Raw genomic sequence first — 20,505 nt, 5'->3', positions numbered from 1 at the left:
CATCGGCTCCTCGCCGGCCTCACGCCGCGACCGAGCGCACCCCTGAGTAATTACCATATTTTACAAGTCGCTCAATTAGCGGCTCGTAATCTTTTCTAATGAATCTTTGAAACTGAAATGGTATGACAAGGTCACCTAGATATCTTACGAAATGCTCGCCCCATTCGCCAGATCGAGCAGTTGAAACAACAATTACCTGTTCGCCAGATACACTATCTAAATAATTTCTGAAGTTATCACCATAGACGAAGAGATCGCCAATATAGACAATTGCCTTACGATGGCTAATTCTTCGCAGAACGGAAAAAACTTTGGAAACATTTTTTACATCAGGCTTTAGCTCGTAGATGTCCAAATTGTTATTTTCGCTATATTTAGCAATCATGGACATTACGGCTGTTGTTTTGCCGCTGCCCGCCTGCCCAGTAACTATGAAAAACTTGTTATTGTTTTTTACAGCAACATCAAATGATTTATAAAGCTGTTCTGTATTGTCCAGCCATACTGGTATGCTAGATAATGCAACAATCCAGCTTGGCTGAAATCCTTCCAGAAAATTCCTTGCTCTTCTATCTTGATCAGTTTTTGTCAAGTGGACAAAATTATCTCTGATCTGTCTAACTAAGATGGGTTTGACGTTATGAAGTGCCGGAATTTCATCGTAACTGATTCCATCTAAATAATTTGAGTGTAGATTATTCGATAATGAAACTACATCTTTGGGTGACCATCCTCCTGGAATTTGAATTTTTAACCATTTAACAAAGTCTTCTAAAGTGCTTTGAATATGAACGATACCCTTTGCTTTCAGATTTGCTGTCTGTATGACGGAAAGTTTATCGGGTGTTATTAGAAATGATTTTCCACCGACAATCTTCCCGTCTCGTTTCGCCCTCTCTATTTCCGTCGTTAGTATTGGTTCAGCGAGTCTGGATCCAATAAAAATCGGACATGACGAAAGGTAATCTTGAGCCAATTTCTGATACCAGAAATGTTTTTCGCTTTTTATGTACTCCGCGTATTCCTGCTCTGTCAATATAAACCCATGTTCCGGTTTAGCTGCCTCACCGTGAAGATGAACAATATGAAGAATGTTGAGGCCCTCAAATTGCACAGCTTTATCTCTTAGGCCATTATAATATCTTTTAGATTGTACAGACCTGCCTTTTGCATTCTCCAAAGTATCGTCGATGTTCCATGTATATATTCTCTTCCACGTGAATTTAAATAAATCTTCCAGTTCAGGGGAGGGGGCGCAACCCTTATATTCGGCTGATAATATAGAATGGATTATTGGGTCGCTTAAGATAGTCCCTCTTACAGCACCCAAAACCTCCACTAAATTCTCGCCTGCATAGTCGATCCCGGCACGATCTGCAAAAGTTTTGGCGAGATTATCCCCTATTTTGATTTTCTTGCCTTGAGAATTTTCGCTCGTGAACGATGCTCCAGCGCCTAGCACCAGCATCGCTTCTCCCGCTTTAAGAGATCTGATAAGATAGGCTTGATCGCCGGCCTCTATAATCATATTATTGCGCTCTGTCGTCGTAGTTCGCTTAGATCGCAATCTACAATCTCGTCGCAAATTGTCGAGGTCTGCACATCGCATTCTCGGCATCTCAGGGCGTGCCGATGTGCTACCTGCGGCCAAATTACACATCGAATTTGCCGTTCAGAGAAATGTTTGCAAATTTGTACCTGCTAATGCAAAGAGATGAGTAATGTTAAAATATAAAATATATTTTGAAATGTAAGATTACTATGATCACATAAGTATAAAGCGGGAGATAGTAGCGACGCAAGCGGTCGGGGTATGCCGCTTGCGCCATACTTGGACTACGCCACAGCCGCAACACCCCCCGGAATCAACCGCCCTTCCTCCACCGCATGACACGCCACCCCATCCCGGAACACCGGCACCTCCGCCTTGCACCGCTCATTCGCGAACGGGCAGCGTGGGTGAAACGTGCACCCTGACGGCGGGTTGATCGGGTTCGGGATCTCGCCCTGCACCGGCACGCGCTGCCGTCCGACATGGGCAAGATCGGGGACCGCGTCGAGGAGCATGCGGGTGTAGGGGTGCTTCGGGGCGGTGAAGAGCTCGCGGCCGCCGCCGATCTCGACGATGCGGCCGAGATACATCACGCCGATGCGGTTCGCCATGTGGCGCACCACGGCGAGGTTGTGGCTGATGAACAGGTAGGTCAGGCCGAGCCGGTCCTGGAGGTCGCGCATCAGGTTCAGGATCTGGGCCTGGACCGAAACGTCGAGGGCCGAGGTCGGCTCGTCGGCGACCAGGAACTCGGCCTCGGAGGCGAGCGCCCGGGCGATGGCGATGCGCTGGCGCTGGCCGCCCGAGAAGGCGTGGGGGTAGCGCTTGCCGTCGTCGGGGTGCAGGCCGACCAGGGTCAGGAGCTCGCCGACGCGGGCCTGGATCTCGCGCTCGCCCGAAAGAATCCCGAAGGCGCGGATCGGCTCGGAGACGATCCGGTCGACCCGCCAGCGCGGGTTCATCGAGGCGTAGGGGTCCTGGAAGATCATCTGGATGCGCCGGCGCAGCTGCCGCCGCTCGGCGGCCTGGCGCGGGTCGGTCATCGAGATGCCGGCGATCGTGACCTCGCCGTCGGAGGGCGGCATCAGGCCGACCACCATGCGGGCGACCGTCGACTTGCCGGAGCCGGATTCGCCGACGATCGCCAGGGTCTCGCCCTTGGCGACCGAGAACGACACGTGGTCCACCGCGCGCAGGTACTGGCGCGGCTGGCGCTCGATCACCCGGTTGAGCCAGGGGCGCGAGACGTCGAACAGGCGGCGCAGGTCGCGGACCTGCACGTAGTCGGGCTGGGGCGTGATCACGGGCTTCAAGGCGATGTGGGGCTTGGCGCTATGGGGTTTCATGCGGCGGCCTGTCCGGACGCGTCGTAGAGGTGGCAGGCGACCCGGTGCGCGCCGACGGCCAGGGGCTCGGGCCGGTCGACCGTGCAGCGGGCAAACACCTTGGGGCAGCGCGGGTTGAAGGCGCAGCCGGGCGGGATCGCCGAGAGCCGCGGCATCGCGCCGGGGATCTGGGCCAGGCGGTCGGCCTCGTGCGACAGGGACGGGATCGCCCCCATCAGGCCCTTGGCGTAGGGGTGGAGCGGGTTGCCGACGAGGGCCGCCACCGGGCCGATCTCGGCGACGCGGCCGGCATACATCACCGCCACCCGGTCGGCGGCCTCGGCGATCACCCCCATGTCGTGGGTGATCAGCATCACGGCGGTGCCGTGGTCGCGCCCGAGGCGCTTCAGGAGCGTGATGATCTGGGCCTGGACCGAGACGTCGAGCGCCGTGGTCGGCTCGTCGGCGATGATCAGCTCCGGCTCGGCGGCGAGCGCGAGCGCGATGACGACGCGCTGCCTCATGCCGCCCGAGAATTCGTGCGGGAAGCCGTCGATCCGCCGCTCCGGCGCCGGGATGCCGACCTCGGCGAGCAGGTCGATCGCCCGCTGGCGGGCGGCCTTGGCCGAGAGGTCGGTGTGGGTGCGGATCGTCTCCACGATCTGCCGGCCGACCCGGTAGAGCGGGTTGAGGCTGGTCAGCGGGTCCTGGAAGATCATGCCGATGCGCTTGCCGCGGACCTTGCGCATCGCGTCGGGCGTCAGGTTGTCGATGCGCTCGCCATTGAGGCGGATCTCGCCGCCGGCGATGCGGCCGGGCGGGTCGATCAGGCCGATCACCGCCGAGCCGGTCACCGACTTGCCGGCGCCGGACTCGCCGACGACGCCGAGCACCTCGCCGCGGTTGATCTCGAAGGAGACGCCGTCGAGCGCGGTCAGCACGCCGCGGCGGGTGGCGAACTCGACCCGCAGGTCGCGCACCGAGAGGACGGGTTGGGACATGGGGGAACCGGGAATCATTGCAGCTTGGGGTTCAGGGCGTCGCGCAGCCAGTCGCCGAGCAGGTTGATCGCCAGTACCAGGCCGGCGAGCGCCAGGCCGGGAAAGGCGACGATCCACCACTCGCCCGAGAACAGGAAGCGGTTGCCGGTGCGGATCAGGGTGCCGAGCGAGGGCATCGTCTCCGGCAGGCCGGTGCCGAGGAAGGAGAGCGTCGCCTCGGTGATGATGGCGAGCGCCAGGTTGATGGTGGCGATGACGAAGACCGGGCCGGTGACGTTCGGCAGGATGTGGCGGGTGAGGATCACCGGCGCCGACAGGCCGATGAGCCGGCCGGCCTGGACGTAGTCCTTGTTCTTCTCGACCATCACCGAGCCGCGCACGGTGCGGGCGTACTGCACCCAGAACGACAGGCCGATCGCCACGACGATGAGGGCGATCTGCGCGTTCGCCTCCATGTGGCCGCCGGCCACCGCCTTGGCGACGCCGTCGACGATGAGCGCGATCAGGATCGCCGGGAAGGTCAGCTGCACGTCGGCGACGCGCATGATGACCGTGTCGACCCAGCCACCGGCATAGCCGGCGATCAGCCCGAGGCCGATGCCGATGAAGCCCGACAGGAGCACGCCGAGCACGCCGACGAGGAGCGACAGGCGCATGCCGTAGAACACCGCCGAGAGCACGTCGCGGCCCTGGTCGTCGGTGCCGAGCAGGAACGGCGCCTGGCCGTCGGCGTACCAGAGCGGCGGCAGGCTGGCGTTCATCAGCTCGAGCTGCGCCGGGTCGTAGGGGTTCTGCGGCGAGATGACGGGAGCCAGCAGCGCCAGCGCGATGAACAGCACGGTCGCGGCGAAGGCCGCCATCGCCAGCTTCGAGCGCCGGAAATTGGCGAACAGGTCGGAATCGAGGAAGCGCGCGAGGCGCGAGGGCGGGGCTCCGGCGGAAGCCAGGACCGGCGCGGGGGCAGGGGAGGCCATGGGTTTCAAACAATCCTCACGCCGCCCGCCGCACCGAGAGGCGCAGGCGCGGATCGACGATGGTGTAGAGGAGATCGACCACGAGGTTGATCGTCACGAAGATGAGGGCGACCAGCAGCAGGTAGGCGGCCATGATCGGCACGTCGACGTTCTGCACCGCCTGCACGAACAGGAGGCCCATGCCGGGCCACTGAAAGACCGTCTCGGTGATGATCGAGAAGGCGATGATCGAGCCGAGCTGGAGGCCCGCGACCGTGATGACCGGGACGAGGGTGTTCTTCAGCGCGTGGCCGAAATGGATCGACCGGGTGGTGAGGCCCCGCGCCCGGGCGAAGCGGATGTAGTCGGTGCGCAGCACCTCCAGCATCTCGGCCCGGACGAGACGCATGATCAGCGTCATCTGGAACAGCCCGAGGGTGATCGAGGGCAGGATCAGGGCCTTCCAGCCCGACGCCGTGAGGAAGCCGGTGGTCCACCAGCCGATCCGCACCGTGTCGCCGCGGCCGTAGGACGGCAGCCAGCCGAGCGTCACCGAGAACAGGAAGATCAGCAGGATGCCGATCAGGAAGGTCGGCAGCGAGACGCCGACGAGGGAGACCGCCTGCAGGAGCTTGGCGCCGACGCTGTCGCGGTGGAGCGCCGAGTACACCCCCATCAGGATGCCGGCGGTGAGCGCGAACAGCGTGGCGCAGAGCGCGAGTTCCAGGGTCGCGGGCATCCGCTCGGCGAGCAAAGTCGAGACAGGCTGGCGGAACTGGTAGGAATTGCCGAACTGGCCGCGCACGGCGTTGCCGGCGTAGCGGGCGAACTGCACCAGCACCGGATCGTCGAGGCCGAGGCTCTGGCGGATCTGCAGCCGCTCGGCATAGGGCGTGTCCGGCGCGACCAGCTGGTTCACCGGATCGCCGGCGAAGCGGAACATCGCGAAGGCGATCAGCCCGACCGCCAGCAGCACCCCGACGGATTGCAGCAGGCGGCGGAGAATGAAGGCGAGCATGGGGTTTTTCTTGTGTTGGTGTGGTCCGAGGCCGTTCCCCGGACCCGGTTCGTCGTCTGGAAAGAAGTGAGGGCTCGGTCCCACCCGCGCGGGGTGGGACCGAGCCCCGTCACCATCGATTGTCGCCGGGGCCTACGGCTCCTTCGACACCCAGTACAGCATCATCTGGTTGTCGGCGCGGGGCACCAGCTTCACCTTCTTCGACACGCCCCAGGCCAGGGCCTGCTGGTGCAGCGGGATGTAGCCCCAGTCGCCCATGACGATCTCGTAGGCCTGCTTGATCATCAGGTTGCGGGCCTCCTGATCGGTCTCACGCTCGATCTTGTCGGCCAGCGCATCGACCTTCGGGTTGCAGTAATTCCCGAGGTTGGTGGTGCCGCGCGGCGAGGACTTGTCGTTGCGGCAGCCGGCGATCTCGAACAGGATGTTGTGCGAGTCCATCGACGACGGCGTCCACCCCAGCATGTAGAACGAGGTGTCGAAGGCGGGCTTGAGGATCTTGGCGAAGTACTTCGCCTTGGGCTGGGCGATCAGGTTCACCTTGACGCCGACGCGGGCGAGCATCGAGGTGACGGCTTGGCAGATCGCCTCGTCGTTGACGTAGCGGTCGTTCGGGCAGTCGAGCGGCACCTCGAAGCCGTTGGGATAGCCGGCCTCCGTGAGCAGCGCCTTGGCCTTGTTCGGGTCGTAGGCCGGGCGCTTGAACTCACCCGCCAGCGGGAAGAGCGGCGGGGCGATCAGCAGGGCCGCCGGGGTGGCCTGCCCGCGCATCACGCGCTTGACGATCGCGTCCTCGTCGATCGCGCGGAAGAACGCCTCACGCACCCGCACGTCCTTGAACGGGTTCTTGCCCTTGACGTTGGAGCCCCGCAGCTCGTCGCTGCTCTGGTCCATGCCGAGATAGATCGTGCGCAATTCGGGCGCGTTGACCACGACGGCGTTGGCGCTGGAGCTCACCCGGCTCTGATCCTGGAGCGGTACCGGATCGACCCAGTCGACCTCGCCCGAGAGGAGCGCCGCGACGCGGGTCGCGTCGTTGCTGATGGTGGTGAAGATCGCCTCGTCGATGTTCGACTCGACCTTGCCCCAGTAGCCGTCGAACTTCTTGAACACCGTGCGCACGCCGGGCTGGTGCTCGGTGATGGTGAACGGGCCGGTGCCGTTCTCGTGCAGGGCCGCGTAGCTCGGGGTCGAGGCCGAGACCGGGGTGGGCTTCGTCGCGTCGTGCTTCTCGGCCCAGGCCTTCGACATGATGTACCAGCCGCCGAACTGGTACAGGGCGATGGGGTTGGGGTTCTTCAGCACCATGTCGACGGTGTGGTCGTCCACCTTCACGAAGGTGGCGTCGGCCGGCACGTTGGTCTGGAAGTTCGAGCCCGGCGCCCGCACGCGCTCGGCGGAGAAGATCACGTCGTCGGCGGTGAAGGGCGTGCCGTCGTGGAACTTGACGTTTCGGCGAAGCTTGAAGCGGTAGCGGGTCGGCTCCGGCGTCTCCCAGGATTCGGCGAGACCGGGAACGAGCTTCAGGTCCTTGTCGCGGGTGACGAGCGACTCGTAGACCGCGCCGTGCGCCGCGATCGTGAACGTCTCTTTCAGGGTGTACGGGTCGAGGGACTTGAGGTCGCCCTGGAAGGCGAACCGGAAGGTGTTGGCGGCCGAGGCCGGAGCGGCCCCGAGCACCGCGAGGGCGGTGGCGGCGGCGAGGCACTTCAGCAGCGGACGAAACTTCACAGGCAACATCGACGAGGACACTCCGCGGGGGTCTGAGCGCGTTAGAGCATCTTCCGGCGCCACAAGCGACGCCGAAATGATGAAAAATGATGCATCATCCCCTCCCGTCTCGCCAGCCGGCGGGAAGGGTGAGAACGATCGTGCGGCCGTAACAAGTCCCGGGCCAACCGGGGAGCGCCATGCGTCCGGCGCCGGGCCCGCGACATTCGCGAGCCGTGCGAGGGAGTTGACCGCGCGCCGGTCTGCCTGTTGCATCCTGCGCGTTCGTTCCCGCCCCGATATGAGCGTATTGTCACATGCCCGTCATCAACCGCGTCGCCGCCCTCGCTGACGAGATCACGGCCTGGCGCCGCGACTTCCATCAGCATCCCGAGCTGCTGTTCGCCCTCGACCGCACCTCCGGCCTGGTGGCCGAGCGGCTGCGGGCCTTCGGCTGCGACGAGGTGGTGACGGGGTTGGGTAAGACCGGCGTCGTCGGCGTCATCCGCGGCCGCAACACCGGGTCCGGCAAGGTGATCGGCCTGCGGGCCGACATGGACGCCCTGCCGATCGAGGAGACCAGCGGCGTGCCGCACCGCTCCACCGTGCCGGGCAAGATGCACGCCTGCGGCCATGACGGGCACACCGCGATGCTGCTCGGCGCGGCCAAGTACCTGGCCGAGACCCGCAACTTCGACGGCACGGCGGTTCTGATCTTCCAGCCGGCGGAGGAGGGCGGCGGCGGCGCCGACGTGATGCTGAAGGACGGCCTGATGGAGCGCTTCGGCATCCAGGAGGTCTACGGCCTGCACAACAAGCCGGGCCTGCCCCTCGGCAGCTTCGCGATCCGCCCCGGCGCGATCATGGCGGCGGCGGACCGGATCACCATCACGGTCACCGGCAAGGGCGGCCACGCGGCGGCGCCGCACGACTGCATCGACCCGGTGCTGGTCGCCTCCCACATCGTCACCGCCCTGCAGTCGATCGCCTCGCGCACCGTCGATCCGGTGCAGTCGGCAGTGATCTCGATCACGCAGGTGAAGGCGGGCGACGCGTTCAACGTGATCCCGGAATTCGCGATCCTCAACGGAACGGTGCGTACGCTCTCGGAATCGGTCCGCGACCTGTGCGAGGCGCGCATCGCGCAGGTGGCCTCGAACGTCGCCGCCGCCTTCGGCGCCACCGCCACCGCCGATTACGGCCGCGGCTACCCGGTGACCGCCAACGACCCGGGACGGGCGAGCTTCATGGCCGATGTGGCGGCGGAGGTCTCGGGCGAGGGCGCGGTGGAGCGCACCGTCCAGCCGATGATGGGCGCGGAGGACTTCTCCTACATGCTTAACGCCCGGCCCGGCGCCTACATCTTCCTCGGCACCGGCCCCGGCGCCGGCCTGCACCACCCGGCCTACGACTTCAACGACGAGGCGGCGCCCTACGGCGTCTCGCTGTTCGCCCGGGTGATCGAGCGGGCGATGCCGGCGGCGTGAGGGGAGTGGCGCCGTCGGACGGGCTCGTCCGGCGGCGCGAATGCCGACCCGAGGCGAGGCTCCGAGCCGGCGGCATCGCCCGGTTCGGCTAGGCGCTTCGTCCCCCGTCCGGCTCGTCACGGGTTTGCGCGGCATCATATGGCTCAGGCACGGAACCTGGCACCGTCGCCGTGAGAGCCCCAATGACCCCGATGCCCCGCCTGCTGCCGACCTTCGCCCTAGCCGCCGCGCTCGGGCAGCCGTTCGCACCCGCCTACGCCCTGGACGACTCCCGAGCCGGGCAGCCGGGCGACACCGATCTCGAGCGGCTTGAGATCCGCCGTGCGATCAGCCTGCCGACGATCGGGGCGCTCGATCTGACGCTCGCCGGTACCGCCAACCCTGACGCGATCAAGCTCGCCCCTGGCAACCGCGTGTCGTTCTGTCCAGCCCTGTCATGCATCCGCGGTCCGATGGGTGACGTGAGCGACCCGGGCTTCTTCGACCATCAACGCGCGTCGCTCCTGATCTCGGGCCGCTCGCAACTCGACGGCGTGGCGCAGGAACAGACCTTCGCGGTCACGACGACGATCGGCACCGGCTACGCCAAACCCTACGCCGCCTCGACCGCTTACGCCATCGGCGACAACATCAACGTCGGAAATGCCACCTATCGCGCGGTGCAGGCCGGCACCACGGGCGTCGGCTCGGCCCCGCCCGGCTCCCGCCCGGTCAGGGTGCCGTTCACCGCCAAGGACGGCACTGTGCGCTGGCAGTGGATCAACGACGCCGCCATCAACGCCAAGGTCGGCAGCTACTTCGAGACGGAGGTTGTCGATGGTGCCGGTGCCGCCTGGGGAGCGGCTTTCAACTATCACATCAAGACGAAGCCGAGAGCCGGGCAGTTCTTCCCCGGTGTCGAATTTGACTATGCTAACGACAGCGGGACGGATTGCGCGCTCGGCGTCGCCGACTGCACGGCGATCCGCGTCGGCCTCGCCGGCAATGCGCAGGTCACGCACGGCATGCAGATCACCGGCGACGGCTCGGCGACGACCGGCTACTCGGCGATTTGGGCCCTGCGCATCAACGGCGAGAAGGTCGCGGCGCAGGCGTCGATCGAGGTCGATACGATGTCGCCCGTAGGGCTCGGGTTCGGGATTTCCGGCATCGGGACCTCGGCCCACGGCGTGGCGGCGATCCGGGACGTGTCGGCGAGCCCGCGGTCGATCCAGATTGCAGGCACCAAGTCGGTGGCCGCCATCGAGGACATCTCGGACACGCCCACCTTCGCGAATATCGGCGGGATCAAGTCCCTCGCCGGCCTCCGCGAGGCGTCGACCACGCCAACCGGCATCCTGCTCCAAGGCCGCTACGCGACGGCGCAGATCAGCGGCGCCGGCTGGAGCGTCAACCCGGCCGGGATCCTCACCGCCTCACGCCTGAACTCGCCCCTCGCCACGCCGGCCTCGTCCAAGGCCCCATGTCAGGCCGGCGATTGGGCGCACGACGCCAACTTCGTTTACACCTGCGTTGCCGCCAACACCTGGAAGCGCGCCGCCCTCTCGTCCTGGTGAGGGACGGCGGCGATTCACGAGACCTCGCGCTCTACACCTCGAACGTCACCCCCTGCGCCAGCGGCAGGGTCTTGCCGTAATTGATGGTGTTGGTGGCCCGGCGCATATAGGCCTTCCAGGAATCCGAGCCCGCCTCGCGGCCGCCGCCGGTCTCCTTCTCGCCGCCGAAGGCGCCGCCGATCTCGGCGCCCGACGGGCCGATATTGACGTTGGCGATGCCGCAATCGGAGCCGGAGGCCGACAGGAAGGTCTCGGCCTCGCCGAGATCCCGGGTGAAGATCGAGGAGGAAAGGCCGGCCGCCACCGCGTTCTGGGCCTGGATCGCCCCGTCGAGGTCGCTGTAGCGGGTCACGTAGAGGATCGGCGCGAAGGTCTCGCGGCGCATCGGGCCGGCCTGCTCGGGCATCTCGACGAGGGCCGGGCGGATATAGGCCGCCGCCTCGCCGCGGATGTCGCGCAGACGCTCGCCGCCATGGACGGTGCCGCCGATCGCCCGCGCCTCGTCGAGGGCGCGCGCCATGCCGTCGGCGGCGGCGACGTCGATCAGCGGGCCGATCAGGGTGGCGGGATCGCGCGGATCGCCGATCCGCACCGTGCCGTAGGCCGCCTTCAGACGCGGCACGAGCGCGTCGTAGACGCTGTCATGGACGAACAGCCGCCGCAGGGTGGTGCAGCGCTGGCCGGCAGTGCCCATCGCCGCGAAGGCGATGGCGCGCAAGGCGAGGTCGAGGTCGGCGGAAGGCGCCACGATGGCGGCGTTGTTGCCGCCGAGCTCCAGGATCGCCCGGGCGAAGCGGGCGGCGAGCTTCGGCGCCACCTGCCGGCCCATCGCGGTCGAGCCGGTGGCGGAGACCAGCGCGACCCGCTCGTCCTCGACCAGGCGCTCGCCGAGCTCGCGGCCGCCGATCAGGAGCCCGAGCAGGCCGTCTGGTGCGTCCGACCCGAAGCGCTTGAGGGCCTTCGTCGCCAGCGCGTGGACGGCGAGCGCGGTGAGGGGTGTCTTCTCGGATGGCTTCCAGATCACCGGATCGCCGCAGACCAGCGCCAGAGCCGCGTTCCACGACCACACCGCGACAGGGAAGTTGAACGCCGTGATGACGCCGCACACCCCGAGCGGGTGCCAGACCTCCATCATCCGGTGGTCCGGCCGTTCGGTGGCGATGGTGAGCCCGTGCAATTGCCGCGACAGGCCGACGGCGAAGTCGCAGATGTCGATCATCTCCTGGACCTCGCCGAGGCCTTCCGAGAGGATCTTTCCGGCTTCCAGCGTCACGAGCCGGCCGAGATCGTCCTTGTGGGCGCGCAATTCCTCGCCGAGCAGCCGTACCAGCTCGCCCCGGCGCGGGCCCGGCACACGCCGCCAGGCGAGGAAGGCCTGGCTCGCCGCCGCGATCGTCGCTCCGGCCTCGTCGGGGGTGGTCTGGCGCAGGCCCGTCACCACGCCGCCGTCGATGGGCGAGTGGGCCGGGAGCCCGCCCTCCGCGAAGGCCGAGGCCGGGACGCCGAGGCGCTCCAGCACCGCCAGGGTGTCGTCGCGGACGGACAGGACGGTCGGGGCCATGGGCAGGATCTCCGCGTCTGACGAAAGACGGCCCGCCTCTGAAGGGAGGCGGGCCGGATAGGGGTATCGATCTTACGGGATTCGATCCCGTTGCACAGCGCCGGCGCTTACGCCGCCTTCTGCTTCGGCTGGATCAGCTTGCGGTTGACCAGCACCTCGGCGATCTGGACCGTGTTGAGGGCCGCGCCCTTGCGCAGGTTGTCCGACACGCACCAGAACGAGAGGCCGTTCTCGACCGTGATGTCCTCGCGGATGCGCGAGATGTAGGTGGCGTCCTCGCCCGCCGCCTCGTGCGGGGTGATGTAGCCGCCGGGCTCGCGCTTGTCGTCGACCAGGATGCCGGGCGCCGAGCGCAGGATCTGGGTCGCCTCCTCGGCCGAGAGCGGGCGCTCGAACTCGACGTTCACCGCCTCCGAGTGGCCGATGAATACCGGCACGCGCACGCAGGTCGCCGTCAGCTTGATCTTGGGGTCGAGCATCTTCTTCGTCTCGGCCACCATCTTCCACTCTTCCTTGGTGGAGCCGTCCTCCATGAAGACGTCGATGTGCGGGATGACGTTGAAGGCGATGCGCTTGGTGAACTTCTGCACCTTGACCTCGCCGGCGGTGAACACCGCGCGGGTCTGGTTGAACAGCTCGTCCATCGCGTCCTTGCCCGCGCCGGAGACCGACTGGTAGGTCGCGACGACGACGCGCTTGATGGTGGCGGCCTCGTGCAGGGGCTTCAGGGCCACGACGAGCTGCGCGGTCGAGCAGTTCGGGTTGGCGATGATGTTCTTCTTCGTGAAGCCCACGACGGCATCGGCATTCACCTCCGGCACGATCAGCGGCACGTCGGAATCGTAGCGGAAGGCCGACGAGTTATCGATGACGACGCAACCCTGCTGGCCGATGCGGGGCGACCACTCCTTCGAGGTCTCGCCGCCGGCCGACATCAGGCAGATGTCGGTGTCGGAGAAGTCGTACTGGTCGAGGGCCTGGACCTTCAGGGTCTTGTCGCCGAAGGACACTTCCTGGCCCAGGCTGCGGCGCGAGGCGAGCGCCACCACCGTATCGGCCGGGAAGGCGCGCTCGGCCAGGATGTCGAGCATCTCGCGGCCCACATTGCCGGTGGCTCCGACGACGGCAACCTTGTAACCCATCTCAATCGCTCCAGTTCGGACTAACTCCTCCCCGGACGATCTCAGGCGGGCTCTCAAGGAGCCCGGCCTCCGTCCGCCACGGACGGGGAGGGATCCGAGGACGACGCGAGGCTTCAGCCGGCGGCGGTAATCGCCGTCGTGGCTTTGCGTTTCGTCGTGGTCGACACAGGCCGCATGGCGCGGTCAGTCCTCGGAAAAGGCGACACCCGAGATGGGGTGCGCGAGCGCGGGAAGCAACAGCCCGAACGCGCCTTGCTGTCAAGGGGCAGGCCAGGGGAGAGATCGCGAGCCGGCGACAGATTCCGCGTCGCGTCACTCGTTAGCACCTCGTTCACCCTGACTCGGTCCCGCAGGGGACAAGCCGGGGCAAATCAACGAAATCGCTAAAATGCGATGCGATTCCGGTGGCGACGTCCACGCGCGACCGGAGGAGCGCCCCCGTGCGGCAGAGGCCGGACTTCGACGATGCCGCCCTGGTGCGGGCCGCCCGGATTCTCGCCAGGGATCATGCCCTGGCGCAGGAGATCGGCCCGGTCGAGCCGCTGGTGCCGCGGCCGCTCCCGCGCGCTGCCCCGCGGCGGTCCTGGCGCCGGCGCGTCGCCGGGCGCACCGTCGGCGCCGCGGCGGTGATCGCGCTGCTCAGCGTGCTCGCCAGCGAGCGGCGCCTCGCCGACCCGCCGCTCGCCGACCAAGCCGCCTTCGTGCCGCGCTACGCCGCGCCCGCGGTGGCACCGCCCGTGTGGAGCGAGGTTGCCGCCGACCGCTACCGCCTCGGCGAAGCGACCGGCAGCGCCCGGACGCAGCCCGGCCTGCGGGAGGACACCCTAACCGCCGGCGCCTTCGCGGTGCAGGAGGCGCCGTTCCTGCGCCTCGTCGCCGTCGAGACGGCGGAGCCGGACGGGGAGGGGAGCCTGTTCGTCACCCTGGCGCGGCGGGCAGCGGAGGCCGGCGGCCTCTCGGTGGTGCGCACCGGGGAGCGCGGGCAGCTCGCGACGCGGTTCGGCGCGCTCGACACCGTCGACGCGACCCTCGCCGATGCGGAGGGACGGCGAGCCTGCACGGCGTTCCGCCTTGGGGCATCCTTGCGGCTCGAAGGCTGGTTCTGCGCGCCGCTCGGACAATTGCCCGAGCCGCAGGCCTTGGCCTGCACGGTGGAGCGCCTTAGCCCCGTGCCAGGGGCGGGGCTCTCCCCGGCGATCGCCGCGATGCTCGCTCAAGCCCGGACGGCGTCCTGCCCGCCGGAGGAGCCCACCACCACCGCGGCGGTGCCGACCCCCCGCAAGCCGGCCCGGACGAATGCGGCGAGAGTGCGGCATTCGCGACCAGCTTCGCCGTGAGCGGGAACCTCGGCCGCGCTCGCACGTCTATTTCCACAACGGCGTCGTTTCTTAACGAGTGCGGCGCTACCCTGGCGACGTTCATCAAAGGTGCGTCATGCGCTTCCAGACTCTCGCCCTGACCGGGCTTCTTTCCCTCGCGACCCTGGGCGCCGGCACCGCCGCCTCGCAGGCGCAGGACAGCTACGTCATCCGCAGCTACCGGGACGGCCAGGGCCTGGCGATCCGCGTGCGCCCGCGCAGCTGGCTCGATGCCGGCAATGTGGTCGAGGCCAATTCGGGTGCGGTGAGCAACCCGGCCACCAACCCGCACTTCATTACCGCCTCCTACCTGAACTCGCCGCCCTACATCGCCAACCGCGAGCGCTTCGGCGGCGCCGGCATCCTGCCCGACCCGATCACCAACGGCCCGTTCATCGGTGCCCGCCGCAGCGCCGTCACGGTGGATCTGTCGGCGGTCGACTACCTCGACCCGACCTCGCCGCTGTCGCGGGCGCGCTACGGGTACTGAGCGGACCGGATCAGCTGGATGTGCGACGGGCCCCGCGAGGGGCCCGTTTCGTTTGCGGAGCGTACGATCTTGTCGATGCTCCACGTCGGATTTTTAAACCGCCCCCGTTTCCCGGACGACTGGAACGAAGTGAAAGGAGATCCGGTAAACGGGGGTGGATGAGAAGTGCTTACCGCTCCTCCGACTTCACCCACTTGATGACCCGGGGCGGCTCGTAGGCCCGGATACGCGCCACGAGGTCCGCCGGCTCGGTGCCGACGATCAGCATCGCCCGGTGCGGCTCGCGCACGAAGCCCTCGGCCACGACGCTGTCGAGGAAGCTCAGCAGCCCGTCGAAGAAGCCGCCGGCGTTGAACACCGCGAGGGGCTTCCTGTGGTAGCCGAGCTGGGCCCAGGTCCAGACCTCGAACATCTCCTCGAAGGTGCCCAAACCCCCGGGGAGCGCCACGAAGCCGTCGGCGAGGTCGGCCATCAGGGCCTTGCGCTCGTGCATCGAGGCGACGACGCGCAAATCGGTCAGCCCGAGATGCGCGGTCTCCTTCTCGACGAGGGCCTTCGGCATGATGCCGGTCACCCGGCCGCCAGCGGCGAGCGCGCCGTCCGCGACCGCGCCCATCAGCCCGACCTTGCCGCCGCCGTAGACCAGCTCGATCCCGTCCTGAGCGAAGTGGCGCCCGAGCGCGGTCGCCGCCTCGCGGTAGAGCGGGCGAGCCCCGTCGCTGGAGCCGCAGAACACGCACAGGCGCATGGTTCGTCTCCCCGAGTTCAACCCGTCCGACTCAGTTCGCTCCGGCCTGCAGCTCGCGCACGATCGCGTCACCCATCTCGGCGGTGCCGACCGCGTTCGCGCCCGGCGCGGCGATGTCGCGGGTACGGGTGCCGCTGGCGAGGGTGCGGGTGATGGCGCTCTCGAGCTGGTCGGCGGCCTTGAGGAGGCCGAAGGAGTAGCGGAGCGCCATCGCCAGCGAGCCGATCATGGCGATCGGGTTGGCGAGGTTCTGGCCGGCGATGTCCGGGGCGGAACCGTGGACCGGCTCGTAGAGGGCGCGCCGGGTGCCGTTCTCGACCGCGCCGAGGGAGGCGGAGGGCAGCATCCCGAGGGAGCCGGTCAGCATCGCGGCCACGTCCGACAGGATGTCGCCGAACAGGTTGTCGGTGACGAGCACGTCGTACTGCTTGGGGTTGCGCACCAGCTGCATGGCGCAGTTGTCGGCCAGCACGTGCTCCAGGCCGACATCGGAGTACTGCTCGGCATGGAGGCGGGTGACGGTCTCCTTCCACAGCACGCCGGACTTCATCACGTTGTGCTTCTCGGCCGAGGCGACCTTGTTGCGGCGCTTGCGGGCGAGGTCGAAGGCGACCGCCGCGATGCGCTCGATCTCGCCGGTGGTGTAGACCTGCGTGTCGACCGCGCGCTTCTGGCCGTCCTCCAGCGTCACGATCTCCTTCGGCTCGCCGAAATAGACGCCGCCGGTGAGCTCGCGCACGATGACGATGTCGAGGCCCTCGACCAGCTCGCGCTTGAGCGCCGAGGCGTCGGCCAGCGCCGGGTAGCAGATCGCCGGACGGAGGTTGGCGAACAGGCCGAGGTCCTTGCGCAGGCGCAGCAGACCCGCTTCGGGGCGCTTGGCGTAAGACACGCCGGCCCATTTCGGCCCGCCCACGGCGCCGAACAGAACCGCGTCGGCGGCCTTGGCGCGGTTCATCGCGGCTTCCGAGAGCGGCACGCCGTGGGCGTCGATGGCCGCGCCGCCGACGAGGTCGGTCTCGGTCTCGAACTGGGCGATGCCGGCGCGGGTGAACCAGGCCAGCACCTTGGAGACTTCCTGCGCCACCTCGGGGCCGATGCCGTCGCCGGGCAGGAGCAGGATCTTGTACGTGGCCATGGCGTGACCTTCTTCGTCTGGGATTCCGGGTGGGCAGAGGGACAGTCCCTCTGCCGGGATCGGGGCGGAGCCCCTGGGATCAGGACTTGCGCGCGACGGTGAAGCGGGCGGCCTCGCACAGGGTGGCGGCGGCGTCGCCCCAGGGCTTGAGCGCGCTCTCGCATTCGGCGACCAGGCGCTCGCACTCGGCGCGGGCGCCGTCGAGGCCGAGGCGGTCGACGAGGGTGGCCTTGCCGGCCTCCTTGTCCTTGCCGGTGCGCTTGCCCATCGCCTCGGAGGAGGCCTCACGGTCGAGGATGTCGTCGGCGACCTGGAACGCCTGGCCCAGCGCCCGGCCGTAGGCCAGGAGCGCGCGGCGCTCGTCCTTCGATGCGCCGCCGACCAGCGCCCCGGCATCGACCGAGAAGGCCAGGATGGCGCCGGTCTTCATCGCCTGGAGCTGGAGCGTGGCATCCACGTCGAGGTTGGCCGGGCCGAAGCGCCCCTCCGCCCCGAGGTCGAGGAGCTGGCCGCCGACCATGCCGCCGAGGCCCGAGGCCCGGGCGAGGCCAAGCACCAGCTCGGAGCGGATCAGCGGATCGGCCTGCCAGGCCGGATCGGCGACGATCTCGAAGGCGAGGGTCTGGAGGGCGTCGCCGACCAGGATCGCGGTGGCCTCGTCGTATTTCTTGTGCACGGTCGGCTGGCCGCGGCGCAGGTCGTCGTCGTCCATCGCCGGCAGGTCGTCGTGGACGAGCGAGTAGCAATGCACCAGCTCGACGCCGGCCCCGGCGGCCATCGCGCCCTCGAACGGTCCGCCGAGCATCCGGGCGGTCTCGATGGCGAGGAACGGGCGCAGGCGCTTGCCGCCGTTGAGCACGGCGTGGCGCATCGCCTCCATCAGCCGGGGCGGCCGGGCGATCTCGCCAGGCTGTACGCTGTCGCCGAGGCGCTCGGCGAGGAAGCCTTCGACGCTCTTGGCGACGGCCGAGAGCCGCGCCGTGAAATCGCCTGCCTGCGGGTATCCTGTGGTGCCGGCCATCGTATTTTCCTGGGGACGGCCCGGCGTCGTGTCCTGCGGGGCCCGCGTTGACGTCATGGTGGCCTCGCAGACGGGCACGCCGAGAGGAGGGTCGAATTCAGGAGCCGCGCGTCACGGCGGACAGCCACGGAGGCGTGCCGCAACCGCTGCGCGGGCTGGTCCCGGCGAGCGCACCGCCAGCCCGGGCCCGGGGGCGGCGGATCTTGCGCGCCGTGCTCCTGGTGCCCGTCATGGCGGTCGCCCTCGTCCTGGTCCTGGCGCTCGTCTATCGCGCGCTGACCCCGCCCTCAACCCTGATGCTCGGCCGCTGGGCCACGCTGCAGCCGGTCACCCGCGAGGTCGTGCCGCTGGAGGCGATGTCTCCGGCCCTGGTCCAGGGCGTCGTCGCTTCCGAGGACCAGCGCTTCTGCCTGCATGGCGGCGTCGACTGGGATGCCCTGTGGAGCGTGGTCGACGATGAGGACGGCCCGAGCCGCGGCGCCTCGACGGTAACGATGCAGACGGTGAAGAACGTCTTCCTGTGGCCGGGCCGCTCCTACCTGCGCAAGGCGCTGGAGATCCCGCTGGCGCTGATGGTCGACCTCGTCTGGGGCAAGCGCCGGACGATGGAGATCTACCTCAACGTCGCCGAGTGGGGGGAGGGGATCTTTGGCGCCGAGGCCGCCGCCCGGCACTGGTTCGGCAAGTCGGCCCGCGACCTCACCAAGGGCGAGGCCGCTTTGCTCGTCGCCTCCCTGCCGAACCCGATCGCCCGCAACCCGCGCCGGCCGACCCGGGCGCTGCGGGCGCTCGCCGGGCGGATCCAGGGGCGGACTGCGGGGATCGGGGCGTTGAGCCAGTGCGTGCGGCCGTGAGGCGATCGTCCTCAAGACCCTGAGAATACGGCGCGCTTCCCCTCTTCCGTGTGGGCGTGCGGATCGGAGGGCGCGGTAGCACCCGGTCGGGGACTGGCGCTCGAGCGCTGCCGGGCGATCGACAACGGCGTACGCGCGCACGAAGCGCTCGGCCGGGCGGTGCCGGCCAGCCGCTGGCGCTGGGCCCGACCCTCACGGACGGGCGCGTCGAGATGGTGTTCATCAACCGGCGGTCGGGACGGATCGACCTGACCCGATCCGGCTACCGGGTGCAACCGGTCACCCTTGTCTCCGAACACCCGTCGCCCTTGTTCCCGGTCGGTCCCGTGGGAGAGGGACCGGGGGTTGGGTCCAGGGTTCCCGGTCAAGCTCGAACCGTCGTGCTGACAGCGGAATCGTTCGGAGCCTTGTCCGGACCTGCCGCCGCCCTCGCGCGATCTCCGATCACCCCTCCTTCTTTCCCGGACGGGAGCGGGGATCCGGCGCTTCATTTCACAGAAAAATTAGGAGTAATTCGTATAATGCGACGGTCGCAGTCGCTATCTTTAATAAATATCAATTCTATCCCTGTTTCGTCTCCCCTTCAGCTTTGTGGGCACTGAAAGGGGCCCGGCTCATGGCGATCTTGATGGATGGCAAAGGGCCATGCGACACGTGCCGGTGCAGTCTGGCGCCATTGTATGATATAATCTGAGATTCGATGAACGATTATAGTCTAATCCGCAGGGGTCTTGCTGCCTGTGTCGAGTTGGGTTCGGAGGATGACGCGTCCGTCGGATGCATCGTCGCGACGCAGAAATTGTCGCTTTCACGCCGAGCACGCGCGGGACGTCGTGGATGCTTTTCACGAACCGGTGAATGACTCCGTCATGGCTGGTACTCGTATCGCCAAGACACTCGGGGGCGCCTGTCCGACGCCAGCAACGGCGGGGCGCTGTAAGAGCCACCCCGCCGCCCGGCCGCTCAGATCAGCATCGTGTTGAGCGCGACCGTCAGGGCCGCGCCGACGACGGCGAAGCCGAGCAGCGTGACGCTGCTGACCTGATCGACGGAATCGACGTCGTGGCCGGTGCGGTGCTCGGGGGAGTTGGCGTTCATGGGGCTCTCCTGCTGGGGAATTCCCAAGCCAACGTCCCTCGGGGGCGCCGGATCGATCGATCCTGGGCCGCGTTTTGCCGCAGGAGCCGCGATCACCCGACCTGCGACGGGCCGCCATCGTGCCCGTGGCTGGTGCCGATCACGCAGAGGGCCAGGCCGGCGATGCCGCCGAGGGTGCCGATCGGGGTCTGGAAGCGCCAGGAGGCGTAGTAGCCGGCGCTGCCGATCACCACGCCGAGGAGGGTGAGCACGATGCTGCGGGCGGAGGCCGCCGGCTTCTCCGGATGTCCCCGTTTCTCGGGATGCGCTCGGGCGGAATCGTGCTGCATCGTCGGCCTGCCTTCACCGCACCGTGGACCGTCGCCCGCGGGCGGCGGGAGCAGGGGGGCGGCCGCCCTCTCCCTTCGGAGGAACGCGGCAGGCGCGGAATCGCTCACGCTTAGCGCGCAACTCGCCTTTTCCCTGACATGCCAGGCTGGAACCGGGCTGGTAA

18 protein-coding genes are annotated in these 20,505 nt (G+C 67.2%); 5 read left to right on the top strand and 13 right to left on the bottom strand.

Features of this window, described 5'->3' with window-relative positions; genetic code table 11:
• Window positions 1-19 precede the first annotated feature (19 nt).
• From MFF64_RS26270 to MFF64_RS26245, 6 genes are all read right to left on the bottom strand, one after another.
• Window positions 20-1,528: a P-loop NTPase gene (locus MFF64_RS26270; RefSeq protein WP_238192792.1), complete on the bottom strand. Its 1,509-nt coding sequence runs from the start codon at window positions 1,526-1,528 to the stop codon at window positions 20-22.
• A gap of 308 nt (window positions 1,529-1,836) precedes the next feature.
• Window positions 1,837-2,898, bottom strand: a complete 1,062-nt coding sequence (locus MFF64_RS26265; protein WP_099899604.1) for an ABC transporter ATP-binding protein — start codon at window positions 2,896-2,898, stop codon at window positions 1,837-1,839.
• A complete protein-coding gene (locus MFF64_RS26260) occupies window positions 2,895-3,878 on the bottom strand; it encodes an ABC transporter ATP-binding protein (RefSeq protein WP_099899605.1) in 984 nt (327 codons plus the stop codon). Before MFF64_RS26260 ends, MFF64_RS26265 begins: the two co-directional genes overlap by 4 nt.
• Before the next feature lie 14 nt (window positions 3,879-3,892).
• Window positions 3,893-4,852 (bottom strand): ABC transporter permease, encoded by a 960-nt coding sequence (locus MFF64_RS26255; RefSeq protein WP_099899607.1) that lies wholly within the window; start codon window positions 4,850-4,852, stop codon window positions 3,893-3,895.
• Between the two features lie 16 nt (window positions 4,853-4,868).
• Window positions 4,869-5,849 carry an ABC transporter permease gene (locus MFF64_RS26250; RefSeq protein ID WP_099899609.1) on the bottom strand — a complete coding sequence of 327 codons (981 nt, stop codon included), beginning with the start codon at window positions 5,847-5,849 and terminating at the stop codon, window positions 4,869-4,871.
• A 132-nt stretch (window positions 5,850-5,981) separates the two neighbouring features.
• Entirely contained in the window at window positions 5,982-7,580 is a 1,599-nt protein-coding gene (locus MFF64_RS26245; protein WP_238192791.1) for an ABC transporter substrate-binding protein, read from the bottom strand.
• A gap of 296 nt (window positions 7,581-7,876) precedes the next feature.
• On the opposite strand from MFF64_RS26245, the gene MFF64_RS26240 reads away from it, so the two are divergent.
• Together MFF64_RS26240 and MFF64_RS26235 are read left to right on the top strand one after the other, a co-directional pair.
• The gene (locus MFF64_RS26240) at window positions 7,877-9,046 is read left to right on the top strand and encodes a M20 aminoacylase family protein (RefSeq protein WP_099899611.1); all 1,170 of its coding nucleotides are present in this window, start codon (window positions 7,877-7,879) and stop codon (window positions 9,044-9,046) included.
• Window positions 9,047-9,228: 182 nt separating this feature from the next.
• On the top strand, window positions 9,229-10,602 hold the full coding sequence (locus MFF64_RS26235; RefSeq protein WP_238192790.1) for a hypothetical protein: 1,374 nt from the start codon (window positions 9,229-9,231) through the stop codon (window positions 10,600-10,602).
• Between the two features lie 31 nt (window positions 10,603-10,633).
• Here MFF64_RS26235 and amaB read toward each other — a convergent pair whose 3' ends face one another.
• Together amaB and MFF64_RS26225 are read right to left on the bottom strand one after the other, a co-directional pair.
• On the bottom strand, window positions 10,634-12,163 hold the full coding sequence (gene amaB, locus MFF64_RS26230; RefSeq protein ID WP_238192789.1) for an L-piperidine-6-carboxylate dehydrogenase: 1,530 nt from the start codon (window positions 12,161-12,163) through the stop codon (window positions 10,634-10,636).
• A gap of 107 nt (window positions 12,164-12,270) precedes the next feature.
• Entirely contained in the window at window positions 12,271-13,305 is a 1,035-nt protein-coding gene (locus MFF64_RS26225; protein WP_099904596.1) for an aspartate-semialdehyde dehydrogenase, read from the bottom strand.
• 440 nt (window positions 13,306-13,745) lie between these two features.
• Here MFF64_RS26225 and MFF64_RS26220 point away from each other — a divergent pair, with 440 nt between their 5' ends.
• Together MFF64_RS26220 and MFF64_RS26215 are read left to right on the top strand one after the other, a co-directional pair.
• Window positions 13,746-14,642: a hypothetical protein gene (locus MFF64_RS26220; protein ID WP_099904594.1), complete on the top strand. Its 897-nt coding sequence runs from the start codon at window positions 13,746-13,748 to the stop codon at window positions 14,640-14,642.
• A gap of 97 nt (window positions 14,643-14,739) precedes the next feature.
• Window positions 14,740-15,153 (top strand): hypothetical protein, encoded by a 414-nt coding sequence (locus tag MFF64_RS26215; RefSeq protein WP_099904592.1) that lies wholly within the window; start codon window positions 14,740-14,742, stop codon window positions 15,151-15,153.
• 169 nt (window positions 15,154-15,322) lie between these two features.
• Here MFF64_RS26215 and MFF64_RS26210 read toward each other — a convergent pair whose 3' ends face one another.
• From MFF64_RS26210 to MFF64_RS26200, 3 genes are all read right to left on the bottom strand, one after another.
• On the bottom strand, window positions 15,323-15,901 hold the full coding sequence (locus MFF64_RS26210; RefSeq protein ID WP_099904590.1) for an LOG family protein: 579 nt from the start codon (window positions 15,899-15,901) through the stop codon (window positions 15,323-15,325).
• Window positions 15,902-15,932: 31 nt separating this feature from the next.
• The gene (gene leuB, locus MFF64_RS26205; protein ID WP_238192788.1) at window positions 15,933-17,039 is read right to left on the bottom strand and encodes a 3-isopropylmalate dehydrogenase; all 1,107 of its coding nucleotides are present in this window, start codon (window positions 17,037-17,039) and stop codon (window positions 15,933-15,935) included.
• Window positions 17,040-17,118: 79 nt separating this feature from the next.
• Window positions 17,119-18,060: a polyprenyl synthetase family protein gene (locus MFF64_RS26200; RefSeq protein WP_099902497.1), complete on the bottom strand. Its 942-nt coding sequence runs from the start codon at window positions 18,058-18,060 to the stop codon at window positions 17,119-17,121.
• A gap of 134 nt (window positions 18,061-18,194) precedes the next feature.
• Between MFF64_RS26200 and mtgA the strand changes: the two genes are divergently transcribed.
• Entirely contained in the window at window positions 18,195-18,914 is a 720-nt protein-coding gene (gene mtgA / locus MFF64_RS26195; protein WP_425324363.1) for a monofunctional biosynthetic peptidoglycan transglycosylase, read from the top strand.
• A gap of 963 nt (window positions 18,915-19,877) precedes the next feature.
• Here the strand turns inward: mtgA and MFF64_RS37890 are convergent.
• Together MFF64_RS37890 and MFF64_RS26190 are read right to left on the bottom strand one after the other, a co-directional pair.
• Complete coding sequence (locus tag MFF64_RS37890) at window positions 19,878-20,012, bottom strand: hypothetical protein (RefSeq protein WP_269153918.1); 135 nt, start codon at window positions 20,010-20,012, stop codon at window positions 19,878-19,880.
• A 92-nt stretch (window positions 20,013-20,104) separates the two neighbouring features.
• Complete coding sequence (locus MFF64_RS26190; protein ID WP_238192787.1) at window positions 20,105-20,341, bottom strand: hypothetical protein; 237 nt, start codon at window positions 20,339-20,341, stop codon at window positions 20,105-20,107.
• Window positions 20,342-20,505: the final 164 nt, after the last annotated feature.

Origin of the sequence: Methylobacterium frigidaeris, assembly GCF_022179185.1 — a bacterium.
Lineage (GTDB): Bacteria > Pseudomonadota > Alphaproteobacteria > Rhizobiales > Beijerinckiaceae > Methylobacterium > Methylobacterium frigidaeris.
This window is presented reverse-complemented; position numbering and strand designations above follow the sequence as displayed.